General features: G+C 70.4%; 22 protein-coding genes and 1 riboswitch. Of the genes, 17 read left to right on the forward strand and 5 right to left on the reverse strand.

Annotated features, from left to right (window positions below; all coding sequences use genetic code 11):
* Positions 1 to 62: 62 nt before the first annotated feature.
* On the reverse strand, positions 63 to 971 hold the full coding sequence (locus D456_RS0113885) for an aspartate carbamoyltransferase catalytic subunit (RefSeq protein ID WP_017576789.1): 909 nt from the start codon (positions 969 to 971) through the stop codon (positions 63 to 65).
* A complete protein-coding gene (gene pyrR / locus D456_RS0113890; protein ID WP_017576790.1) occupies positions 971 to 1,549 on the reverse strand; it encodes a bifunctional pyr operon transcriptional regulator/uracil phosphoribosyltransferase PyrR in 579 nt (192 codons plus the stop codon). The genes D456_RS0113885 and pyrR overlap by 1 nt, the downstream gene beginning before the upstream one ends.
* A gap of 561 nt (positions 1,550 to 2,110) precedes the next feature.
* Between pyrR and bldD the strand changes: the two genes are divergently transcribed.
* Both bldD and D456_RS0113900 read left to right on the forward strand, forming a co-directional pair.
* Positions 2,111 to 2,605, forward strand: a complete 495-nt coding sequence (gene bldD, locus D456_RS0113895) for a transcriptional regulator BldD (RefSeq protein WP_017576791.1) — start codon at positions 2,111 to 2,113, stop codon at positions 2,603 to 2,605.
* A gap of 339 nt (positions 2,606 to 2,944) precedes the next feature.
* Positions 2,945 to 3,559, forward strand: a complete 615-nt coding sequence (locus D456_RS0113900; RefSeq protein WP_017576792.1) for a GNAT family N-acetyltransferase — start codon at positions 2,945 to 2,947, stop codon at positions 3,557 to 3,559.
* On the opposite strand, the gene metF is transcribed toward D456_RS0113900, so the two are convergent.
* Positions 3,492 to 4,334 (reverse strand): methylenetetrahydrofolate reductase [NAD(P)H], encoded by an 843-nt coding sequence (gene metF, locus D456_RS0113905; protein WP_017576793.1) that lies wholly within the window; start codon positions 4,332 to 4,334, stop codon positions 3,492 to 3,494. The genes D456_RS0113900 and metF overlap by 68 nt on opposite strands.
* A 223-nt stretch (positions 4,335 to 4,557) precedes the next feature.
* Between metF and D456_RS0113910 the strand changes: the two genes are divergently transcribed.
* A complete protein-coding gene (locus D456_RS0113910; RefSeq protein ID WP_026115865.1) occupies positions 4,558 to 5,640 on the forward strand; it encodes a polyprenyl synthetase family protein in 1,083 nt (360 codons plus the stop codon).
* A 99-nt stretch (positions 5,641 to 5,739) separates the two neighbouring features.
* On the forward strand, positions 5,740 to 6,633 hold the full coding sequence (locus D456_RS0113915; RefSeq protein ID WP_026115866.1) for an SDR family oxidoreductase: 894 nt from the start codon (positions 5,740 to 5,742) through the stop codon (positions 6,631 to 6,633).
* A gap of 55 nt (positions 6,634 to 6,688) precedes the next feature.
* Here D456_RS0113915 and thiE read toward each other — a convergent pair whose 3' ends face one another.
* Both thiE and D456_RS0113925 read right to left on the reverse strand, forming a co-directional pair.
* Positions 6,689 to 7,354, reverse strand: coding sequence for a thiamine phosphate synthase (gene thiE, locus D456_RS0113920; protein WP_017576796.1), 666 nt, complete (start codon positions 7,352 to 7,354; stop codon positions 6,689 to 6,691).
* A gap of 54 nt (positions 7,355 to 7,408) precedes the next feature.
* The gene (locus D456_RS0113925; RefSeq protein WP_017576797.1) at positions 7,409 to 7,762 is read right to left on the reverse strand and encodes an Rv2175c family DNA-binding protein; all 354 of its coding nucleotides are present in this window, start codon (positions 7,760 to 7,762) and stop codon (positions 7,409 to 7,411) included.
* A gap of 121 nt (positions 7,763 to 7,883) precedes the next feature.
* Positions 7,884 to 7,997: riboswitch (TPP riboswitch) on the forward strand.
* On the opposite strand from D456_RS0113925, the gene thiO reads away from it, so the two are divergent.
* From thiO to D456_RS0113990, 13 genes are all read left to right on the forward strand, one after another.
* Complete coding sequence (thiO, locus tag D456_RS0113930) at positions 7,996 to 9,141, forward strand: glycine oxidase ThiO (protein WP_026115867.1); 1,146 nt, start codon at positions 7,996 to 7,998, stop codon at positions 9,139 to 9,141. It overlaps the preceding riboswitch by 2 nt.
* Positions 9,138 to 9,353: a sulfur carrier protein ThiS gene (thiS, locus tag D456_RS0113935; protein WP_017576799.1), complete on the forward strand. Its 216-nt coding sequence runs from the start codon at positions 9,138 to 9,140 to the stop codon at positions 9,351 to 9,353. Before thiO ends, thiS begins: the two co-directional genes overlap by 4 nt.
* 2 nt (positions 9,354 to 9,355) lie before the next feature.
* On the forward strand, positions 9,356 to 10,126 hold the full coding sequence (locus tag D456_RS0113940; RefSeq protein WP_017576800.1) for a thiazole synthase: 771 nt from the start codon (positions 9,356 to 9,358) through the stop codon (positions 10,124 to 10,126).
* Between the two features lie 366 nt (positions 10,127 to 10,492).
* Complete coding sequence (gene pknB, locus D456_RS0113945; RefSeq protein ID WP_017576801.1) at positions 10,493 to 12,448, forward strand: Stk1 family PASTA domain-containing Ser/Thr kinase; 1,956 nt, start codon at positions 10,493 to 10,495, stop codon at positions 12,446 to 12,448.
* 114 nt (positions 12,449 to 12,562) lie between these two features.
* The gene (locus D456_RS0113950) at positions 12,563 to 13,243 is read left to right on the forward strand and encodes a response regulator (RefSeq protein ID WP_017576802.1); all 681 of its coding nucleotides are present in this window, start codon (positions 12,563 to 12,565) and stop codon (positions 13,241 to 13,243) included.
* 144 nt (positions 13,244 to 13,387) lie between these two features.
* Entirely contained in the window at positions 13,388 to 14,413 is a 1,026-nt protein-coding gene (locus D456_RS0113955; protein WP_017576803.1) for a 6-phosphofructokinase, read from the forward strand.
* 231 nt (positions 14,414 to 14,644) lie between these two features.
* Complete coding sequence (gene thiI, locus D456_RS0113960) at positions 14,645 to 15,931, forward strand: tRNA uracil 4-sulfurtransferase ThiI (protein ID WP_017576804.1); 1,287 nt, start codon at positions 14,645 to 14,647, stop codon at positions 15,929 to 15,931.
* A 613-nt stretch (positions 15,932 to 16,544) separates the two neighbouring features.
* On the forward strand, positions 16,545 to 18,035 hold the full coding sequence (locus D456_RS0113965) for a sensor histidine kinase (RefSeq protein ID WP_017576805.1): 1,491 nt from the start codon (positions 16,545 to 16,547) through the stop codon (positions 18,033 to 18,035).
* On the forward strand, positions 18,035 to 18,445 hold the full coding sequence (locus D456_RS0113970) for a roadblock/LC7 domain-containing protein (RefSeq protein ID WP_017576806.1): 411 nt from the start codon (positions 18,035 to 18,037) through the stop codon (positions 18,443 to 18,445). Before D456_RS0113965 ends, D456_RS0113970 begins: the two co-directional genes overlap by 1 nt.
* Complete coding sequence (locus tag D456_RS0113975) at positions 18,442 to 18,804, forward strand: DUF742 domain-containing protein (RefSeq protein ID WP_017576807.1); 363 nt, start codon at positions 18,442 to 18,444, stop codon at positions 18,802 to 18,804. Before D456_RS0113970 ends, D456_RS0113975 begins: the two co-directional genes overlap by 4 nt.
* Positions 18,776 to 19,384, forward strand: a complete 609-nt coding sequence (locus D456_RS0113980) for a GTP-binding protein (protein ID WP_017576808.1) — start codon at positions 18,776 to 18,778, stop codon at positions 19,382 to 19,384. Before D456_RS0113975 ends, D456_RS0113980 begins: the two co-directional genes overlap by 29 nt.
* Positions 19,381 to 20,745 carry a cytochrome P450 family protein gene (locus tag D456_RS0113985; protein ID WP_017576809.1) on the forward strand — a complete coding sequence of 455 codons (1,365 nt, stop codon included), beginning with the start codon at positions 19,381 to 19,383 and terminating at the stop codon, positions 20,743 to 20,745. Before D456_RS0113980 ends, D456_RS0113985 begins: the two co-directional genes overlap by 4 nt.
* Entirely contained in the window at positions 20,736 to 21,977 is a 1,242-nt protein-coding gene (locus D456_RS0113990) for a cytochrome P450 (RefSeq protein WP_026115869.1), read from the forward strand. The genes D456_RS0113985 and D456_RS0113990 overlap by 10 nt, the downstream gene beginning before the upstream one ends.
* The last annotated feature ends 33 nt before the right edge of the window (positions 21,978 to 22,010 follow it).

Genomic DNA, 22,010 nt, shown 5'->3' on the forward strand with positions numbered 1-22,010 from the left:
GAAAGGCTGGGGGTGCCGTGGGGCACCGGGCGCGCGCCGACGGGGCCGGGCGCGCGAGGGCATCAGGAGCCGCCGAGGAGCAGGTAGAGCACGGCCATGCGCAGGCTGACACCGTTGGCAACCTGCTCGGTGACGGTGCACCGGGGCGAGTCCGCGACCTCCGCGGAGATCTCCATGCCGCGGACCATGGGTCCGGGGTGCATGACGAGGGCGTGCTCGGGCATGCGGCCGAGGCGTTCGCCGTCGAGGCCGTAGTTGCGGGTGTACTCGCGCACGGAGGGGAAGAAGGACTCCCGCATGCGCTCGGCCTGGACACGCAGCAGCACGACCACGTCGCTCTTGGGCAGGACGGCGTCCAGGTCGTAGGAGACCTCGCACGGCCAGGTGTGCACGGACACCGGTAGCAGCGTGGGCGGCGCCACGAGGGTGACCTCGGCGCCCAGTGTGGTCAGCAGCAGCACGCTGGAACGTGCCACACGGCTGTGCAGGACGTCGCCGACCACGGCCACGCGCAGGCCTTCGAGGCGGCCGAGGCGGTTCCTCATGGTGAAGGCGTCGAGCAGGGCCTGGGTGGGGTGCTCGTGGGTGCCGTCACCGGCGTTGAGGACCGACCCGTCGACCCAGCGGGCGAGGCGGTGTGCCGCACCCGAGGCGCTGTGGCGGACGACCACGCCGTCGGCGCCCATGGCCTGCAGCGTCAGGGCGGTGTCCTTGAGGCTCTCGCCCTTGGAGACGCTGGAGCCCTTGGCGGAGAAGTTGATGACGTCGGCGGAGAGGCGCTTGGCCGCGAGTTCGAAGGAGGTGCGGGTACGGGTGGAGTCCTCGTAGAAGAGGTTGACCACGGTCCGTCCGCGCAGGGTCGGCAGTTTCTTGACCGACCGGTCTGCGACCTGGGCGAGTTCGGAGGCGGTGTCCAGGATCAGGGTGGCCTGGTCCCGGTCGAGGTCTCCGGTGGAGAGCAGGTGCCGCATCAGTGCTCCTCCCCCGTTCCTGTGGTGCCGGTCCGGGACCGGGAGGGGCCGAGCAGGACGGCGTCCTGGTCGTCGGTCTCGCTCAGGCGTACGTCGACGTTCTCCCGCAGGGAGGTGGGCAGGTTCTTGCCCACGTAGTCGGCGCGGATGGGCAGTTCGCGGTGGCCGCGGTCGACGAGGACGGCGAGCTGGACCGCTCGGGGACGGCCGAGGTCGCCGAGTGCGTCGAGGGCGGCGCGTACGGTCCGGCCGGAGAAGAGCACGTCGTCGACGAGGACGACCACGCGGTCGTCGAGCCCGCTCTCGGGGACCTCGGTCCGGCCGAGCGCCCGTGCGGGTGCGAGCCGCAGGTCGTCGCGGTACATGGTGATGTCGAGGGAACCGGCGGGGACCGCGATGTCCTCCACCCGTTCGATGCGCCGGGCCAGGCGCTGTGCGAGCGGGACGCCGCGCGAGGGAACACCGAGGAGTGTGACCTCGTGACCGCCCTTGGTGCGTTCGAGCACCTCGTGGGCGATCCGGGTCAGAGCCCGGTCGATCTCGGGGCCGTCGAGGACGGCGCGGGTGCCTGCGGGCATCTCCGCCTGTGCGCCCGAGCCCCTCGCCGCATCACCTGCGGTGGGTTTTTGCGCACGCAAAATAGTGACCCCCTTCCCTGCCTCACTGGACAGGCCGTTAAAGGATGTCGATCGGGCCCACGCTACCAGCGCAGGGGTCACGCCTTCCCCGGGAGTTCACCCCGCTCACCCCGCCACTGTGAATTAGGTCACACATAAAATCCACGCGTTGCCACCGCCGGCAACGCGTGGACCGCGCCCCGACTCCACCCCCTCACCACCCTCCGAAGCCGGAAGGCCCCGCGAACACGGGCTTTCACGCCCCAAGGCCCACCCCTATCCTCCCGTTCTCGGGTGACATGAGAGGAGTTTCACCTACGCGCGGTTCGGACACTGATTAGTCGCATTTCACACCAACGGCTTGACCTGGGAGCCAGACCCCCCTACCGTCACTGTCTGTAATCACTACCGGGTGGGGTTGCACCCCGTGACCATCCGCTGGACCGCCCAGTCGGCCCGCCGAGTACGAGCGGAACGTCTCCCCCACCACCAGCCACCGTCACGGCCGGGAGCGACAAGAAGATGCCATCGGAATACGCAAAGTCCCTCGGCGCGCGGCTGCGTGCCATCCGCACCCAGCAGGGCCTGTCCCTGCACGGCGTCGAGGAGAAGTCCCACGGGCGCTGGAAGGCCGTCGTGGTGGGTTCCTACGAGCGCGGTGACCGCGCCGTCACCGTGCAGAAGCTGGCCGAGCTCGCCGACTTCTACGGTGTACCGATGTCGGAGCTGCTTCCGGGCGGCGCCGCACCCACCCCGCTGGGCCCCACACCCAAGCTGGTGATCGACCTGGAGCGCATGCAGCAGCTGCCGCAGGAGAAGGCCGGGCCGCTCTCGCGCTACGTCGCCACCATCCAGAGCCAGCGCGGCGACTACAACGGCCGTGTGCTCAGCATCCGCCAGGAGGACCTGCGTTCACTCGCAGTCATCTACGACAAGTCTCCCTCGGACCTGACCGAGGAGCTCATCAACTGGGGCGTTCTGGACCCCGAGGCTCGCCGGGCCGTCGACGCCTTCTAGCCGCGTCGGGACCTTCGAGGTACGAGAGCCGGCCCCTCCCCCCGAGGTCGCCGGCTCTTCCTGTCCGCGGACCCCGTCACACCCCACGGTGGGCGGGGTCCGACTCGTGTGGGGGCGGACGGCGCTCTGCCGGGAGCGGGGAACGAAGGGCGGCGCGGCCGGACGTGGGGCTTCCCCTCCCCAGCCCGACCGCGCCGCCGCCCACCAGGGTACCCGGCGGACAATTGGTCGAACACGAGTTCGACGGATTCAGTAAATCGCAGCCCCGGAAGAGCGTCAAGGACTTGGCGCCGGTCCGTGTCCGGGACTCCTCCGGTGACCGTGCTCTAGGGTTGGCCCGTGGACGCCGAGACCGAACTTCGTGAACTGGCGCCGGATCCCTTCACGCACGCGGTTCCAGCCCTGATCCGGATCTACGAGGCCGCCATGGCGCCCCCGGCCGAACAGCTCCCCGGGCGTGCAGCGGTGATGAGCGCCCACGCCGAGCACCCGGGTTTCCGCTCGGTGGTGGCCGTGCGCGATGAGGAACCCGTCGGGTTCGCCTACGCCTTCCGCGGACGGCCCGGCCAGTGGTGGCACGATGTCGTCGAAGCGGGGATGCGCGCCCGTTGGAACGACCGGCAGGTACGCCGGTACCTGGACTCGGCCGTGGAGATCGCCGAGGTGCACGTCCATCCCGGCGCACAGAACCGGGGCATCGGACGGTGCATGTTGCATGCTCTGTGCGAGGGGCGGCCGGAGCGGACTGCTCTGCTGTCCACCCGGACGGGTCCGACCCCGGCCCGCCACCTCTATGTCTCCTGCGGCTTCACCGCGCTGCTGGAGGGTCTCACCTTCCCCGGCAGCCCGGATCAGCCCTTCGACATCCTGGCTGCACGGCTCCCGCTCAGGGGGTCCGGGTCCCGGCGATCTCCCGGTAGATCTCCCTGGTGGCCATGGACTGGTTCGAAGTGATGAAGTGGATCCCGGGAGCGCCCTCGGCCAACAGCCGTTCGCACATGCGCTGGGCGTGCTCGATCCCGAACTGGCGCACCGCCTCCTCGTCGTCGCCGAAGCTCTCGAACTTCTCGGCGAGATCACGCGGGAACGGGGCTCCGGAGAGCTTCTCGGAGCGCGGGATGAAGGACGTGCGCACCACCGGGAACACCTCGGGGATGATGGGGATGTCGCAGCCCCTGGCTGCCACGCGGTCACGCATACGCAGGTAGTCCTCCGGGTCGAAGAACATCTGCGTGATGGCGTAGTCGGCTCCGGCGCGGCACTTGCGGACGAAGTGGTCGGTGTCGGTCTCCACGTCGGCCGAGCGCGGGTGCTTGTAGGGGAAGGCTGCCACCCCCACGCAGAAGTCGCCGCTCTCCTTGATCAACCGGACCAGTTCTTCGGAGTAGGTCAGTCCTTCGGGGTGGGAGATCCACTCACCGTCGGGGTCGCCGGGCGGGTCCCCGCGCACGGCGAGCAGATTGGAGACCCCCGCAGCGGAGAAGCGTCCGATGAGGTGGCGCAGCTCCGCGACGGAGTGGTCCACGAGGGTCATGTGCGCCACCGGGAGCAACGTCGTGTCGGTGGCGATGTGTTCGGTGGTCTCTACAGTCCTTCCCCGCGTACTACCGCCGGCCCCGTAGGTGACCGAGACGAACGAAGGGTTGAGCGCCTCCAGTTCGCGAATGGCGCGCCAGAGGCGTTCCTGCGCCTTGGGCGTACGCGGCGGGAAGAACTCGAAGGAGAACATCGGTTCCCCGGAGTCAAGCATGTCGCTGATGTGCCGAGGGCTGGTGGCACGAGGTGCCACGGAACGTGTAGATGCGGCCTGCATGCTCTCCAGCCTAGAACAAGCCCCTCCGCCGACCGGGGGCCAGGGTCCATCACGCCCCGAACTGCCCGCGCTGCCAGGCTCCCCGAAACTCTTCCGGGGCAGGGCGGGATGGGCGTGAACAGCCGATAATGTGCGAGGTATGGCCCCATCCTCATCTTCTTCCGACTCACCCGTCTCCGTCGTCCGACCCTCCGTGGACCGCGCCCTCGCGGACTTCGGTGCCCGCAACCGGACGCGCCTGCTGGAAATCGGGGCCGAGCTCGCTCCGGCCGTCGACGCGTTGGAGACCGTACTCACCGGCGGTAAGCGACTGCGCCCGACCTTCGCCTACTGGGGCTGGCGCGGCGCCGGCGGGGCCGCCGAGGACGAACGCATCGTGCAGGCGGCCGCGTCCCTGGAGTACCTGCAGGCCTGTGCGCTGGTGCACGACGACGTCATCGACAACAGCGACACCCGGCGTGGGCGGCCGGCCACCCACAAGCGGATGGCGAAGCTGCACGCCGACCACGGGTGGAGCGGGGACAGCCAGGACTTCGGCCAGGGTGCAGCGATCCTCATCGGTGACCTGTGCTTGGTGTGGTCCGACGAGATGTACCAGGCCAGCGGGTTCTCCCCCGAGACTCTGCTGGCCGGCCGGGTGCCCTTCGACGCGATGCGCACCGAGGTGATGGCCGGACAGTACCTCGACACCCTGGAGCAGGTGCGGGGGTCCTCCACCCGCGAGGCCGCGCTGCGGGTCATGCACTACAAGGCCGCCAAGTACACGGTGGAGCGTCCCCTGCACCTGGGCGCGGCGCTGGCCGGGCGGCTGGAGGAGCTGGGCCCGGTCTACACCGACTACGGCGTGACCCTCGGGATCGCCTTCCAGCTGCGCGATGACGTGCTCGGTGTGTTCGGGGACCCGTCCACGACCGGCAAGCCCGCCGGTGACGATCTGCGCGAGGGCAAGCGCACCCTGGTGGTCGCCGAGACCCTGGAGCGGGCCGCCACCGCCGACGCCGAACGGTTCCGGTCGTTGCTGGGCAGCCCTGACCTGACCGCGGAGTCGGTGGAGTGGATGTGCGGGCTCATCGAGGACTCCGGCGCACTGGCCGTGTGCGAGCAGCTGGTGGCCGAGTACGCCGACCACGCCGCCGCTGTCCTCGACCACCCCGGCATCGACGCGCAGGCCCGCGGGCCGCTGCGTGAGCTGGTCGCGATCGCCACTTCGCGCACGCACTGAGCTCCCGGCCGCGCGATCCCGGTTCCGACGGGACCCGGCACGGGAAAAGGGGGTGTGCCGCTGAGTGCGGCACACCCTCACGTGTCCGAGGATGGGTCCATGGGCGACGATCACATGACAAACCGCACCATTGGTGTGACCGGAGCTACGGGCGCGCTGGGCGGACGTGTGGCCGCTCGCATCGCGCGGCTGGGACTACCGCAGAGGTTCATCGTGCGCGACCTCAACCGCGCCCCGGAGTACCCGGGCAGCAGTGCGGCGATGGCCACGTACGAGGACACCAGCGCCTTCGAACGCGCCTGCCGGGGCGTGGACACCCTGTTCCTGGTGTCGGCGTCCGAGTCCGAGGACCGTGTGCTGACGCACCTGAACGCCGTGGACGCGGCGGTCGGGGCCGGGGTCTCGCACATCGTGTACCTGTCGTTCCTGGGGGCCGGCCCCGCTTCGACCTTCACCTTCGCGCGCACGCACTTCTTCACCGAGGCCCACATCCGGTCCACCGGGGTACGGCACACCTTCCTCAGACCCAGCTTGTACCTGGACCTGTTGCCGCACTGGGTGGACGACGAGGGCGTGGTGCGCGGCCCCGCCGGGGACGGGCGCATCGCGTGGGTGTCGCGCGACGACGTGGCCGACGTGGCGGCCGGGGTTCTCACCGACCCCGACACGGCCGCCCGCACCACGAACACGACCCTGGACGTGACCGGCCCCGAGGCCCTCGGGCTGGCCGCGACCGTGGACAAGTTGGCCGCCCTGACATCCCGTTCGATCCGGTACGTGCCCGAGACCTGGGAAGAAGCTCTGGCCTCCCGCAGGGCCACCGGCGCCCCCGAGTGGCAGGTGGAGGGGTGGGCCTCCTCCTACGCCGCGATCGCCGCCGGGGAGATGGACGTGGTCTCCGGCACCGTGCCGAAACTGACCGGCCACCCGGCACAGTCGATCGAGGGGTTCCTGCGCCGCCACCCCAGCGCGCTGGCGCACGTGGCGGTCTGACCCCGGAGGACCCCGCGGGCCCGCGGCGTGCACCCACGTCTTCGGGGACGCCGACTCATCCCGTGCGGGCGGTGATCCGGGAACGCAGGTACTCGGCGGCGGCACGGGGGTCCTCGGCCCCGGTGATCGCGCGGACCACGACGACGCGGCGGGCCCCCGCGTCGAGGACCTCGTCGATGTTCCCGGCGTCGATGCCGCCGATGGCGAACCAGGGGCGGTCGCTGCCGAGCGCGGCGGCCTCGCGTACCAGGTCGAGCCCGGCGGCCGGACGGCCCGGCTTGGTGGGGGTCGACCACGTGGGCCCGACACAGAAGTAGTCGGTCCCGGGTTCCTCGGACGAGTCCGTGGCCGCTCCGATGTCGTTGTTGGAACGCCCGACGACCGGATCGGCGCCGACGATGTCGCGGGCCATGGGCACGGGCAGGTCGCGCTGCCCCAGATGGAGCACGTCCGCGCGTACGGCGCGGGCGATGTCGGCCCGGTCGTTGACGGCGAGCAGGGCCCCGTGGCGTTCGCACGCGTCCCGCATCATCTCGAGGGCGGCGAGCTCCTCACGGGCCTCCAGGCCCTTGTCGCGCAGCTGGACGATGTCCACCCCGCCGGCCAGCGCCGCGTCGGTGAATTCGGCCAGATCGCCGCTCTCGGCGCGGGCGTCGGTGCACAGGTACAGAAGGGATGTGTCCAGGCGCTTGCGCAGGCTGGTTCCGTGGCTGGTCCTCACGCGCCCCACCCTAGGGTGTGGGCGCCCCGAACCGAAGAACGCCCACGGGCCGCGTCAGAACGCCAGGCTCTGGGCGCGGCGGCGCACCTCGGTACCGCGGTTCTCGTGCATGGCCTGGATGGGTGTGCCCGGCAGGCTCTCGTCCGGGGTGAAGAGCCAGCGCAGGGCCTCCTCGTGGGAGAAACCGGCGTCGCTGAGCAGCATCAGTGTCCCGGGCAGCCCCTTGACGAGGTCGTCGCCGTCCAGGAAAGCGGCGGGGATCACGAGTTCGCCCCCGCGCTTCACCCCCATCATGCGGTTCTCGCGGATGAGCTGCTTGATGCGGTTGGGGCTGACCCCGAGGGGCTCCGCGGCCTCCTTGAGCGTGAGCCAGTCGCCGATCAGGGTGTCGATGTCGTTGTGTGTCACAGCCCCAATCTGCCACATGCGCACGGCCCCCGGCGCCACATGCGCACCGGCCGTGCCCACAGGTGCGTGATTGCCGCCGGCCCGTGCGGCGGCGCCGGTATTTGATGCGGGTTCTAGGATGGGAAGTGACCGCGGGAGCCGGGTGGTCCCGGCTGAGAGGGCGGAGTGACCGATCCGCCGACCGCACGAACCTGATCCGGATCATGCCGGCGAAGGGAGTGGAACACGGCGCCATGCGTACCAGTCATCCCACCACCGACCGCGGGGACGGCCGCGTCGTCGTGGTCGGCGGCGGCCTGGCCGGGCGGGTGACCGCCTGGCGCGCCGCCCAACGGGGGTTCGACGTCACCCTGGTGGAGCCCTCCGACGCCCGATCGGCCTCCAGGGTCGCTGCGGGCATGCTCACACCCGCCACCGAGGCGGTCTTCGGCGAGGAGCCCCTCATGGAGTTCGGGGTGCACTCGGCGGGTCTGTACACGGACTTCGTCGCCGAACTGGAGGCCGCGAGCGGTGTCCCGGTCGGACACCGCACCACAGGCACGCTCATGGTGGCCTTCGACCGCGACGACCTCGCGGTCCTGGCCGACCTTCACGAGCTCCAGCAACGCCTGGGGATCCCCACCGAGCGCCTGACCGGCCGCGAGTGCCGCAGGCTCGAACCGATGCTGGCCCCGACGGCACGCGGCGGGGTCCTCGCCTCCGCGGACCACTCGGTGGACCCCCGCCGCCTCCTGCGAGCTCTGGCCGTCGCCGGGGCGCGCGCGGGCGTGCACGAGGTCGAGGACCGGGCCGTGGAGGTCACCGACGATCTCCGGGTGCGCCTGGACGGCGGTGACGCCCTGGCCGCCGACCAGGTGGTCCTGGCCGCCGGGTGCTGGAGCAACGCCGTCACCCTGCCGGAGCCGGTCGTACCCACCGTGCGTCCGGTCAAGGGCCAGCTCCTGCGCACCCGTCTGCCGGAGGGGTCCGAGCCCCTGGTGCACCGCACCGTGCGCGGCCTGGTCAAGGGCTCTCCGGTCTACCTGGTCCCGCGCGAGGACGGAGAGATCGTCGTGGGCGCCACCCAGGAGGAGCGGGGCCAGGACGAGTCCTTGACCGTGGGCGGTCTCTGGCAGGTCCTGCGCGATGCCCGCGAGCTCGTACCTGGGGTCACCGAACTCGAGGTCACCGAAACCTGTGTGGGGCTGCGTCCCGGGTCCCCCGACAACGAACCCCTGCTCGGCCCCACCCGGGTCCCCGGGCTCCACCTGGCCGCCGGGCACTTCCGCCACGGCGTCCTGCTCACCCCGGCCACGGGCGAGGCCATGGCACAGGCCCTCACAGAGGGCACCCTGCCTTCCCCCGCACGCCGGTTCTCTGCTGACCGGGAGGACACATGAGGCTCACTGTCAACAACGAAGAACACACCTACGAACCCGACACCACCGTCGAAGCGGTCGTCCGCGAACTCACCGCCTCCGGCGGGGGCGAGGTCCCCGGCGGGATCGCCGTGGCCGTCAACGACGAAGTGGTACGTCGCACTGCCTGGGCCTCGACCCGGCTCGGAACGGGCGACCGTGTGGACGTCCTGACCGCGGTACAGGGGGGCTGACCATGTTCGACCCGCGCGTGGACGACCCGTTCACCATCGCCGGCACCGCTTTCTCCTCCCGCCTCATCACCGGAACGGGAGGGGCGCCCTCCATGGACGTGCTGGAGGAGGCCCTGACCGTCTCCGGCACGGAACTGACCACTGTCGCCCTGCGCCACGTCTCCCCCGCACAGGAAGGTTCCGTGTGGGAGGTGCTGCGGCGCAACAAGATCCGGGCGCTGCCCAACACTGCCGGGTGCTTCACCGCGGCCGACGCGGTGCGTACCGCCAGGTTGGGGCGCGAGGCGGTGGAGACCGACTGGGTGAAGCTGGAGGTGATCGCCGACGAACGCACCCTGCTCCCCGACCCGGTGGAGTTGCTGGAGGCGGCCGAGGCCCTCGTCGACGAGGGTTTCACCGTCCTTCCCTACACCAACGACGACCCGGTCCTGGCCCGGCGCCTGGAGCAGATCGGCTGTGCGGCCGTGATGCCTCTGGCCGCACCGATCGGGTCGGGGCTGGGCATCCGCAACCCGCACAACCTGGAGCTCATCGTCGAGCAGGCACAGGTCCCGGTCATCGTGGACGCCGGAATCGGTACCGCCAGTGACGCGGCCCTGGCGATGGAGCTGGGTTGTGACGCGGTCCTGTTGGCCACCGCCGTCACACGTGCCCAGGAACCGGGGCTCATGGCCGGGGCCATGCGTGACGCGGTGCGGGCCGGCCGCGCCGCACGCCTGGCCGGACGCATCCCGGTCCGCCGGTACGCGCAGGCCTCCTCCCCCACGCCTTAGAAGCGCCGTACGAGCTACAGCACGGGGCCGCCCGACCTCCCTGCGGCCACGGGGGCGGGCGGCCCGGTGTGTTGCGTGAGCGCTCTAACACCACGTGTTCCCCTGCGTCGCCTACCGTGGTGGGGTGCGCTCCGACGTACAACAGAACGAGCCTCCACCCCCGTGCCCCCTGCACGGGAGGGGAGGACCGCCGACCGCGGGGCGGGCGTGTGCGCCAGATTCCGCTATCGTGTCGGTTCGACACACGGTGTCGGGTGAGCGCCGTCGCCCAGAGCGCACCTCCGGGTCGTCCCGGCCTGGCCGGGCCGCATCGCCCACGCCGACCGTGACTGCCCGCGCTCCCCGCAGCAAGGACATGACTCCGCCGTGGACATGACGACTTCCGACCCACTCGTAGGCGCGACACTCGACCGGCGCTACTTCATCGAGTCCCGTATCGCCGGGGGTGGGATGGCGACCGTCTACGTCGCCCACGACCTCCGTCTGGACCGGCGGCAGGCGTTGAAGGTGATGCACCCCTCCCTCGCGCAGGACCCCGCCTTCGTCCAGCGCTTCATCAACGAGGCGCACTCGGTCGCCAAGCTCTCGCACCCGAACGTGGTGCAGGTCTTCGACCAGGGCGAGGACACCGGACACGTGTTCCTGGCGATGGAGTACGTACCGGGCCGGACCCTGCGCGACCTGCTCAAGGCCAAGGGACGCCTGGCCCCGCGGGCCGCGCTCAACATCATGGCGTCGGTGCTGGCCGCGCTGGGAGCCGCCCACCAGGCCGGCATGGTGCACCGCGACGTCAAGCCCGAGAACGTACTCATCACCGAGGACGGCCGGGTCAAGGTCGCAGACTTCGGCCTGGCCCGCGCGGTGGAGCAGTCCAACCAGGGCCTGACACGCACGGGCACCCTCATGGGCACGGCCGCATACCTGGCCCCGGAGCAGATCGAGAAGGGGCTGGCCGACGCGCGCAGCGACGTGTACGCAGCCGGGATCATGCTGTACGAGCTGCTCACCGGAAGCCAGCCGCACACCGGCGAGACGCCCATCGCGATCGCCTACCAACACGTGAACGAGGACGTACCGCGGCCCTCGCACTTCATCCCGAACATGCCGCCCGAGGTCGATGCCCTGGTGACCAAGGCCACCGAGCGCGAGCCCCGGTACCGGCCCAGCAATGCCGGACAGTACCTGGCCAAGGTGCTGGAGGCGCTCAAGCGGCTGCCCGAGGACCCGCACCAGGCGGGCCCGTTGCCGCCGGTGGCCCAGCAGCCGGGGTCGGTCCCGACAGTGACCGCGCCGCAGCTCATCTCGGGCGGTTCGGGCCCGGGTACCGAGAACGCGACGATGGTCGTGGACATGGACTCGGCCGGGTTCGACGACGGCCCCGGGAACGAGGACGGCAACGAGGAGGCTTCGTGGTTGCGCCGCAACCGCGTGCTCGCGTTCAGCGGGGCCGTGATGGCGCTGGTGGTCCTCGTGGCCGGCTGGTGGTTCCTGATCGGGCGCTTCGAACCGGTCCCGGACGTGGTCGGGTCCGACACCGACACCGCCCGCTCCGAGATCCAGGCCTCCGGGCTCGAGTTCGACCTGTCCGAGGAGGAGGTCTACAGCCAGGACGCCGACCCGGGCACCGTCGCCCGGACCGAACCGGAGATCGGGGACCGCTTGTCCGGGGGCGATCAGGTCACGGTGTTCCTGTCCAAGGGGCCGCAGACCTTCGACATGCCGGACCTGACCGGCACGGACGTCGCCGACGCCACCAAGGAGCTGGAGGACCGCGGGTTCGCCTCCGACGCCATCACCCAGGAGGAGGTCGACGCCGACGACGCCCCGCCCGGCGAGGTGATCTCCACCGACCCGGAGGCGGGTGGCACGGCCGACCGCGAGGAGACCGTCACACTCACCATCAGCCGCGGTATCGACGTGCCCGCGGTGGCCGGGCGCGGTGTCGACGAGGCCGTCTCCGCCCTCGAGGACCTCGACCTGGAGGTCGAGCTCGAGGAGGAGGAGAGCGAGGACGTCCCCGAGGACACCGTGATCAGCCAGTCCCCCGACACGGGCACCAGCCTGGGCCCGGGCGGCACGGTGACGCTCACCGTCTCGACCGGACCGCCGGAGGTCGACGTGCCCGATGTGGTCGGCATGGACATCGACGAGGCCGTGGAGGAACTGGAGGACGCCGGTTTCGAGGCCGAGGTGGAGCGCATCCTGCGCGGTGACACCATCGCCCGTCAGTCGGTGAACGACAGCGCCCCCGAGGGCACCACGATCGAGCTGCTCGCGACCCCGGGCGGGCTCGACCTCGGCGACCTCGACGAGGACGACTAGGCAGTGTGGTCCAGCGGGGCCGGGCACACGCTCGGCGGGTGTTCGGCCCCGCTGCCGGTTCAGGGGCGGCCCGGGGCAGGAGGACGGGCGCGGGGAGCCGATAGGGTTCCGACCATGGACAGCGCGCTCGAGCGGATCAGGGTCCTGGTCGTCGACGACCATCCGATGTGGTGCGAGGCCGTCGCCCGTGACCTCGACGAGGCCGGCACGACCGTGGTGGGCACCGCCGGGGACGGCGCCAAGGCCCTGCGCATCGCCCCCGCCGCCCGCCCGACCCTGGCCGTGGTCGACCTCCACCTGCCCGACATGGGCGGGGTGGAGCTCATCTCCGGTCTGGCCGAGCTGTCCGACCCACCGAACATCCTGGTGCTCTCGGCCAGTGGTGCCGGCGAGGACGTGCTCGCAGCCGTCAAGGCGGGCGCGACCGGGTACCTGGTCAAGTCCGCCGACCGCGAGCAGCTCTTGGACGCCGTGCGGCGCGTGGACGCGGGCGAGGCGGTCTACACGCCCGGTCTGGCCGGGCTGGTCCTGGGCGAGTACCGGCGCCTGTCCGCACGCTCCGGACCACGGGAGGAGGAGGCCGGTAGGGCGCCGAGCCTGACCCCGAGGGAGACCGAGGTGCTGCGTCTGGTCGCCAAGGGGCTGGCCTACAAACAGATCGCGGGGCGCCTGTCCATCTCGCACCGGACCGTCCAGAACCATGTCCAGAACACCCTGACCAAACTGCAGCTGCACAATCGGGCGCAACTGGTGCGCTACGCCATCGACCAGGGCATCGACGGCGACGAAGGGTGAGAGCCCGGACGAGTCCGCTCCGAACGGTGCGGCCCCACTGCTTCGGCTCTCCCGTACGGGTTTGGTCTGCACTCCCCGATCGCCGTATGGTCTAGACCATACGGCGTCCTGCGCCGGGAAACCCACAACGTGGAGGAGAGTCGCATGCGAGTCGGGGTGCTGACCGGTGGCGGGGACTGCCCTGGTCTGAACGCGGTCATTCGTGCAGTGGTCCGCAAGGGGATCAAGGACTACGGATACGAGTTCGTCGGCTTCCGGGACGGTTGGCGCGGCCCCCTCGAGGGCGCGACCAAACCCCTGGACATGTCGGCCGTGCGCGGCATCCTCCCGCGTGGAGGAACGATCCTGGGTTCCTCGCGCACCAACCTGATGAAGATCGAGGGCGGGGTCGAGCGCGTCAAGGACAACATGGCCGGCCTGGGCCTGGACGCACTCATCGCGATCGGCGGTGAGGACACTCTCGGAGTGGCCCGCCAGCTCCACGACAACGGCGTCAACGTCATCGGTGTCCCCAAGACGATCGACAACGACCTCAACGCCACCGACTACACGTTCGGGTTCGACACGGCGGTCAACATCGCCACCGAGGCGATCGACCGCCTGCACACCACCGCCGAGTCGCACCACCGCGCGCTCGTGGTGGAGGTCATGGGCCGCCACGCGGGCTGGATCGCCCTGCACTCGGGGATGGCCGCCGGCGCCAACGTCATCCTCATCCCGGAGCGCCCCTTCGACATCGACCAGGTCGTCAAGTACGTCGAGAGCCGGTTCGAGACCCAGTACGCACCGATCATCGTCGTCGCCGAGGGCGCCCACCCCCAGGAGGGGCAGATGGAGCTGGCCACCGGCGAGAAGGACTCCTTCGGCCACGTGCGCCTGGGCGGTATCGGCCAGTCCCTCGCCGAGGAGATCGAGCAGCGCACCGGCAAGGAGGCCCGCTCGGTGGTCCTGGGCCACGTGCAGCGCGGCGGTACCCCCAGCGCCTTCGACCGTGTCCTGGCCACCCGCCTGGGCGTCGACGCCATCGCTGCCGTGCACGAGAAGTCCTTCGGGCGCATGGTGGCCCTGCAGGGGACAGAGATCGTCCGGGTGGACCTGTCCGAGGCCACCGACACCCTCAAGACCGTCCCGCCCGAGCGCTACGAGGAGGCCGAGGTCTTCTTCGGCTGACCGTGCCGTGCCGAGGACCTCTGCTCCGACCGCGGGCCCTTCCCGTCTCCCGGGAGGGGCCCGCGTGTCATCGCGGTCCTCACAGGCGCCCGACGGACCGGGCGGGAATGTACCGAGCGCTCCGGGAATTGCCCGATACTGGAAGGCAGCGGGTCGCCCGGCCCCGCTCCCGTTTTCCCTCTTCCGCCCGAACCGGGCCGTGAAGGCGTCGTCTTTTCCGGAGGTAGCACCATGTCAGCGTCGCTGGAGGCCGCGCCGCTCCCCGCAACCGAGGTCGGAGCCGACAGCGGGCTCGGCGAGCTCTGCGTGCTCATGAAGCTCGGCGAGATCGTTCTCAAGGGCTCGAACCGCAAGCTCTTCGAACGTCGGCTGCACAACAACATCCGTAACTCCGTGCGCGACTTCGGCCACATCCGCCTGTCGCAGCGGGGCGCGGGTGTGATCATCGTGCGCAAGCCCGAGGCCTCGGACCTCGAGGTCGCCGAGATCGCCGACCGCATGGCCAACGTCACGGGTGTGGTGTGGGTGCACCTGGTGCGCCGCGTGCGCAAGGACCTGGACGCCATCACAGACATCGGTGTGCGTTCCATGGCCGACCGCGAGGGCACCTTCGCGGTGCGTGCCCGCCGCCGCGACAAGCGTTTCGAAATGACCTCCTCGGAACTGGCCGGCCACCTGGGCGCGAGGATCATCGAGGCCCACGGCTACCGGGTGGACCTCAAGTGCCCGGACAACACCCTGCACGTGGAGGTGGACAAGGACGAAGCGTTCGTGTTCACCGAGGGCATCCCCGGACAGGGCGGGTTGCCCGCGGGGATGAGCGGCCGCGGCCTGGTGCTGATGTCGGGAGGCATCGACTCGCCGGTGGCCGCCCACCGGATGATCCGGCGCGGCCTCAAGGTCGACTTCCTGCACTTCTCCGGGATGCCTTTCACCGGTCCGGAGTCCATCTACAAGGCCTACAGCCTGGTGCGCGAGATCGACCGGTACCAGGTGGGGTCGCGACTGTTCGTGATCCCCTTCGGCAAGGCCCAGCAGCAGCTGAAGAGTTCCGGGAACGAGCGCCTGCAGATCGTGGCCCAGCGGCGTCTGATGCTCAAGACCGCCGAGGCGATGGCCGACGACCTCAAGGCGGAGTGCCTGATCACCGGGGACGCGCTCGGCCAGGTCTCCAGCCAGACGATGTCCAACATCACGGCTCTGGACGATGCGGTGGACCTGCCGATCCTGCGTCCGCTCATCGGCATGGACAAGAGCGAGATCATGAGTGAGGCGCGCCGCATCGGTACCTTGGCGATCTCGGAGCTGCCGGACGAGGACTGCTGCACCATGCTGACCCCGCGTCAGGTGGAGACGGCCGCCAAGATCCCGGACCTGCGTGTGATCGAGCGCCGCCTGGACGCCGAGGAGCTGGCCGAGCACCTGGTCTCCAGTGCTCAGCGGCACAAGCCGAGTTTCCTCGGTGACGAGGCGCCCTCGCAGGTCGACCGCTCCCCGGTGGCCACAGTGCAGGCGTGAGCCCTGTGCGGGGCGGTGGCGTCCCGCGCTCCACGGATCAGGGGCCCCGGTGCCCGGAACGGACCGAAACCGTTCCGGGCGCCGGGGCCCTTTGTTCTGGCCACGGGGCCCCTCCACTTTTCGGACTCGACGCAGAAAACACCCTTATACCCTCAAATCGGACTTTCCAGGAATAGCACCAACACCAGGTCAGGTTTTTCCACCGATTCCACCCGGACCGTGGAAAGACAGCACCCCCGTGAACAGTGATGACACCACCGGAAGCGTGGACCCACGGCGGACAGGGCCACCCCGGTGCTTCCATTCTGCTTTGAACACCCCTGAAGTGATGGCAAAATGACTGACCGTACACTTCACCGGCCTGGCCTGCGTCCTGCCCGGTACTTCGCGCCGTTCCCGCCTCGCCACCACCATGGGGGACCGCCGTGGTCGGCCCCCGATCGAGCACAACAACACACCCGGCCGAGACATCGAACGGATGACCTCCGTGCCCGGCATCGACACCCGAACCGGAAACCAGCCACCGGCCCGTGAGAAAAAATCGGACCGATATCCGGACCCGCCCTTCGGTGCCCTTTCCCGAACCCCTCCTCCGACGTGAATCGACCGACGAATGCTGTTGACAGACACCTTGGCCCCAGAACAACCGGCCGGGCAGATCTGGGTGTGGGCACTCGTGGTGAGTGTCGTCGCCCTCCTGGCCGTGTCCGCCTACACGGCGCTCCAGCTGCGCCGGGCCCGCGCTCGGACCGAGCACGACGCCACGCTCCTCGACGGAGCCCGCGCCGAGAACGCCCGTCTGCAGGCCGAGACCGACAGCCTGCGGGCCGCCCTCGACGACCGGGAACGCGCCACCCGTTCGGTCGCCACGGACACCTTCCCCCGAGTCACCCAGCGGGTGCGGGAAGGTGCTTCCGCCGAGACCGTGCTCGCCGAACTCGACCGCCGGGGCAGGCCCGATCCGGCCACACAGCAGCTGATCGAGGCGATGACCCGCTCACTGTGGCGCGGCCACCAGCAGCGCCGTAGGCTGCTCAGCATCGTCAGGGGCTGCTCCGCGCGTGCCCGGGCCGGCGTCGCCCACCTGCGGGCCGAGGTGCAAGAACGCAGCCTGCCCTACTGGAGCAGCCTGGAGACCACCCAGACCGGTGAACGGGTCCGTGAGGACCTCATGGCCGTGGAAGCCGGCCTGTCCCGCCTGGAAATGCTCATCCAACGCCTGCTCACCGTCGCCGAGGCCGACCGGATCGGCCGCAACTGGACCCGGCCCCTACGCATCGAACGGGTGGTGCGCGCAGCGATCGGCAGTGTCCCCGACTTCTCCCGGGTCCGGATGCACTCCCCCTCCTCCCCCGTGGTGGTCGACGGGCGCGCCGTCAACGCGATCATGCAGGTGACCGCTGAGCTCGTCGACAACGCCACCTCCTTCTCGGCCCCCTCGGAGGCCGTCGTCGTGCACTTCGAGAGCACCGCGATGCGCCTGGGTGTGCACATCGACGACAGCGGCCTGGCCATGACCGAGGAACAGCTCGCCGAGGTGCGCCGCCGCCTGGACCCGACCCGTCGGCCCGACATCGCCGAACTCTCCGCCAACCAACTGGGGCTGCTCGTGGTCCGGCGTTCCGCCGACCCCTTGGGGGCCCACGTAGACATCGGTCCCTCGCCTCGGGGAGGGACCCGGGCCACCATCTGGATCCCCCGCAACGGCCTGCTGCGCACCGACGAGGCCGCCGTGAGCGCCGCCCTGCCCACCCCGGCCGGCTCCGGGAGCACAGGCGGGGAGAGCACGTTCCACAGTTCCACCGCTGTCGGCCGTTCCGTTCCCGGGAGCGCCGCCGGGACCCCGGCACCGGTCCCCGTTCCGGAGGCAGCGGCCCCGGATCCGGCACCCGCCACCGCGAAGGAAGACGCGGCCGAACCCACCGGGGCTGAACGCCCCGCACACCTGCCGCGCCGCCGCCGGGGCGCCACCATCTCCCCGGACCCGGCCTCGCCCCGGGGCATCGAGGTGCCTCGTGACCATGCCGCCACCAGTCACCGCATCGCCCAATGGCACGCGCACACCCGGCCGACCCCTCCTGCAGAGAAACGTGAGGACACCTGATGTTGACCGACCTGACCTGGCTCATGGACAAACTTGGTGAGGTCCCCGGGGTACGCCACGTGCTCCTGTTGTCCACCGACGGTCTGGTGCGTTCGGCCGACAGCACCTTGGGGCGCGACGAGGCCGACGGGCTGGCGGCCTCCGCATGCGGGCTCCTGGCCACGGGGGGCCAGGTCAACACCGTGTTCGGTGTCCGGGACCCGGTCAGGACCGTGGCCGTGGATCTCGACCCCCACCATCTCCTGGTGATGGGGGCCGGTGCGGGATCCGCCCTGGCCGTGCTCGCGGACCTGTCACGTCCGGCGGCCGACCTCGGTGTGGTCGCCACGGAGATGGGCCGGCTGGTCGAACGCCTGCCGGAACAGCTGGCCACACCCAGCCGCCACGGCAGCGGGACGGCCTCAGCATGATGGACCCGGACGTCCCCGACGGCCTCTACATGGTCGTCGGCGGCCGGAGCGGCACCACCCTGCGTCCGGATCCCTTCTCACTCGTGATCACCGAGCGGGCCGACACCTCGGAACTGTCCCTGGAAGAGGCCGACATCGTGCGGATCTGCGGCCGACCGATCTCCCCGGCCGAGCTGGGGGCCCGTCTGAACATCCCGTTGGGCGCGGTCACCATCCTGCTGGCCGATCTCCTCGACCGGGGACACATCACCCTGCGCGCTGCGGGCGCACTCGGACCTCTGGAGACATCCGTGCCCCCGGCCGACGACCGTCGACTCTTGGAGAAACTACGTGTCGGTCTCATCAACCTCTCTGTATGAACCCCTGGCCCCCTCCACCACTGTCTCCCTGAAGATCCTGGTCACCGGTGGCTTCGGGGTGGGCAAGACGACCCTGGTGAGTTCGATCAGCGAGATCACCCCGCTGACCACCGAGGCCGAGATGACCCAGGCCGGCGCCGGCGTGGACGAGGGTCTCGAGCTGCGGCCGGACAAGACCACCACCACGGTCGCCTTCGACTTCGGCCGGATCAGCATCGACGAGGAGATCGTGCTCTACCTGTTCGGGGCTCCCGGCCAGGAGCGTTTCCACGCCCTCTGGGAACGCCTCTGCCAGGGGGCCGTGGGCGCGGTCGTGCTGGTGGACACCCGCGATGTGGAGAGTTCCTTCGCCGCTCTCGACCGTGTGGAGCGTGCCGGTCTGCCGCACCTGGTCGCCCACAACCCCTTCGGTGACGAGGACAGGCGGTGGAGCCTGGAGGAGATCCGCACCAGCCTCGACCTCGACCCGGGCACCCCCCTGTTGCGCTGCGACGCCCGCGATCCCGCCCAGGTGGGCACGGCCCTGGCGGAACTGGTCCTGCACCGCCAGCACATGTTGGAAGGAACGACCGTGCGATGAAGGACACCGCGAACACAGGCCACCAGGACGGTCCGGCCGGCCGTCCGCAGAGCTCGACCGATCGGAAGAAGACCACCATGGACCACCCGGAGCTGCCGTTCTCCCTGCCCTCCTCCCACGAGGGAGCGCTGCGGTTGGGGGGAGACATGTACCAGGGTGATCCGGCCGGGCTCTTCCGGGACCTGCGCCGGCGCCACGGCGCGGTGGCGCCGGTGCTCCTGGCCTGGGACGTCCCCGCGTGGCTGGTCCTGGGCTACTCGGAGTTGCTCCAGGTGACCTGTGCTCCGGAACTCTTCGGACGGTCCTTCCACCGGTGGAGGCTACTGGACCTGCTGCCCCCGGACTGGCCGCTGTGGCCGCTGATCGGGGGCGGGTTGGCCACCGACGCCCTGATCTACAGCGAGGGCGAGGAGCACCGGCGCCGGTCGGCCGTGCTCAATCAGGCCCTCGCACGCATCGACCAGTGGGAGTTCGAGGAGCACTGCCACAGGTCCGCGCTGCGCCTGATCGACGATTTCGCCCAGAAGGGGCAGACGGAGTTGATCTCCTCCTACGCGCAACTGCTGCCCGTACTGGCCCTCGGTTGGGCCGTGGGTGTGCCCGAGAAGGACCACGACGCCCTGGTCACCGGTTTCCTCCAGTTGATGGGTGCCGGGGGCGACCCCGCCCAGGGTATGGCCGACGTGGAACGTATCTGCGGCGAGCACGCGACACGGGTCATGGCCACCCCCGGAAACGATGTCGCCTCGTACCTGGCCTACAGCGGGCTGGGTCTCACGCACCGCCAGCTCACAGCGGACATCTTCATCGCCATCATCGGCGGTCACCAGACCTGTGCCAACTGGATCGGCAGCACCATCAGGCTCATGCTCACCGACCAGTCACACACCGATTCGCTCACGCGGGGCCGCCGTTCGGTCACCGAGGCCGCGCGTGAGGTCCTCAAGGACGACACCCCGACCCAGATCTACGCGGGGCGGTGGACCACCCGCTCCACCCAGTTGGCGGGTACGGCCATCCCCGCGGGCGATCTGGTCCTGCTCGGGCTGGCGGCCGCGCACGAGGACCCGCTGTTCCGGCCCCCGGGCCGGTCCAAGGACCAGCACCACAGCCGTGCCTACCTCTCCTTCTCCCACGGGCCGCACGGCTGCCCCCACATGGCCCGTCCGTTGGCCGAGAGCATCACGGTCAGCGCCATCGAGACCCTGCTCACCCGACTCCCCGATCTGCATCTGGCCGTCCCCGCGGACCAGTTGCGCTGGCAGCCCCAGGTCCTCATCCGTGCCCTGGAGGAACTGCCGGTCGATTTCACCCCACCCACACAACCATCCGATCCCCTAGGAGATTCTCTGTGGCTCTGAGCCTTTCCAGACCGGTGCACCGACTCGATCCCCTCAGCCCCGATCTGCACGAGGACGCCTCGCGCATGCGAGAGCACGGCCCCATCGTCCCCGTCGAACTCCCCGGCGGCGTGGCCATGTGGGCCGTCACCCGCGACGAACCCGGCCGCAACCTCCTCAAGGACGCCGAACGCTTCACGAAGAACCCCCGCCACTGGGCCGCCCTGAACCGCGGTGAGATCCCCCAGGACTGGCCGCTCCTGAGCCTGGCCGCCCCCGCGGGCCGTTCCCTCAACATCGTCGACGGCCCCGAACACCGCCTCCTGCGCCGCCCCCTGGCCCAGGCACTCACCGCCCGCCGGGTCCAGGCCCTGGAACCCGTCATCAGCGCCCTGGCCGACCGGCTCCTCGGTGAGCTGGAACAAGCCGCGCAGAAGGCCCCGGACGGGGTCGTCGACTTCCGCTCCCTGGTGGCCTGGCCACTGCCGATGGGCGTCATCGGCTCCCTGCTCGGGGTGGAGGAGGCCGACCACCCCGAACTCGGGCGGCTCTACAGTGACCTGTTCGACGACACCCGCAAGGACAGCCGCGACGCCGAAGGGCGCTTGCACGCCTGGCTCGACTCACTCGTGGCCCAGCGCGAACGCGACCCGGGCAACGACCTGACCAGCGCCCTGTTGGCCCTGCCCCCCGGGGAACGGCTGGAACGCGACGACCTCGTCGTCACCCTCTACGTGGTGCTGGCTGCCGGCCACGAGACCACCGCCCATCTGCTGTTGAACGCCACCCGCGCCCTCAGCTCCCGGCCCGAACAGGTGGAGCTGCTCCGCTCCGGGCAGGTGCCGTGGGAGCGCGCCGTGGAGGAGACCATGCGGTGGGACTCCCCGACCGCGAATTTCCTCACCCGTTTCGCGACCGAGGACGTCGACGGTGCCGACGTCCACCCCGATGCCGACGGCGTGCACATCGCCGAGGGCGACCCGGTCCTGGTCTCCTACATCGCGATGGGCCGTGACCCGGACCGTTACGGACCGACCGCCGGCGAGTTCGACGTGCGCCGTACCGAGACCAACTCCAGTTTCGGTTACGGCGCACACTTCTGTATCGGGGCGCCGTTGGCCCGGTTGGAGGCCCGTGTCGTGCTGTCCCGTGTCTTCGGCCGGTGGCCGGGGCTGACCGTGGTCGGGGACGTGCCGCGTTCCCCCACGATGCTGGTCAACTCGCACACCCGCCTCGACGTGCGGCTGCGGTGAACCGTCCCGGCCGGTGAACCGGCGCGGGCGGCC

The organism is Nocardiopsis kunsanensis DSM 44524 (assembly GCF_000340965.1).
In the GTDB taxonomy this organism is placed as follows: domain Bacteria; phylum Actinomycetota; class Actinomycetes; order Streptosporangiales; family Streptosporangiaceae; genus Nocardiopsis; species Nocardiopsis kunsanensis.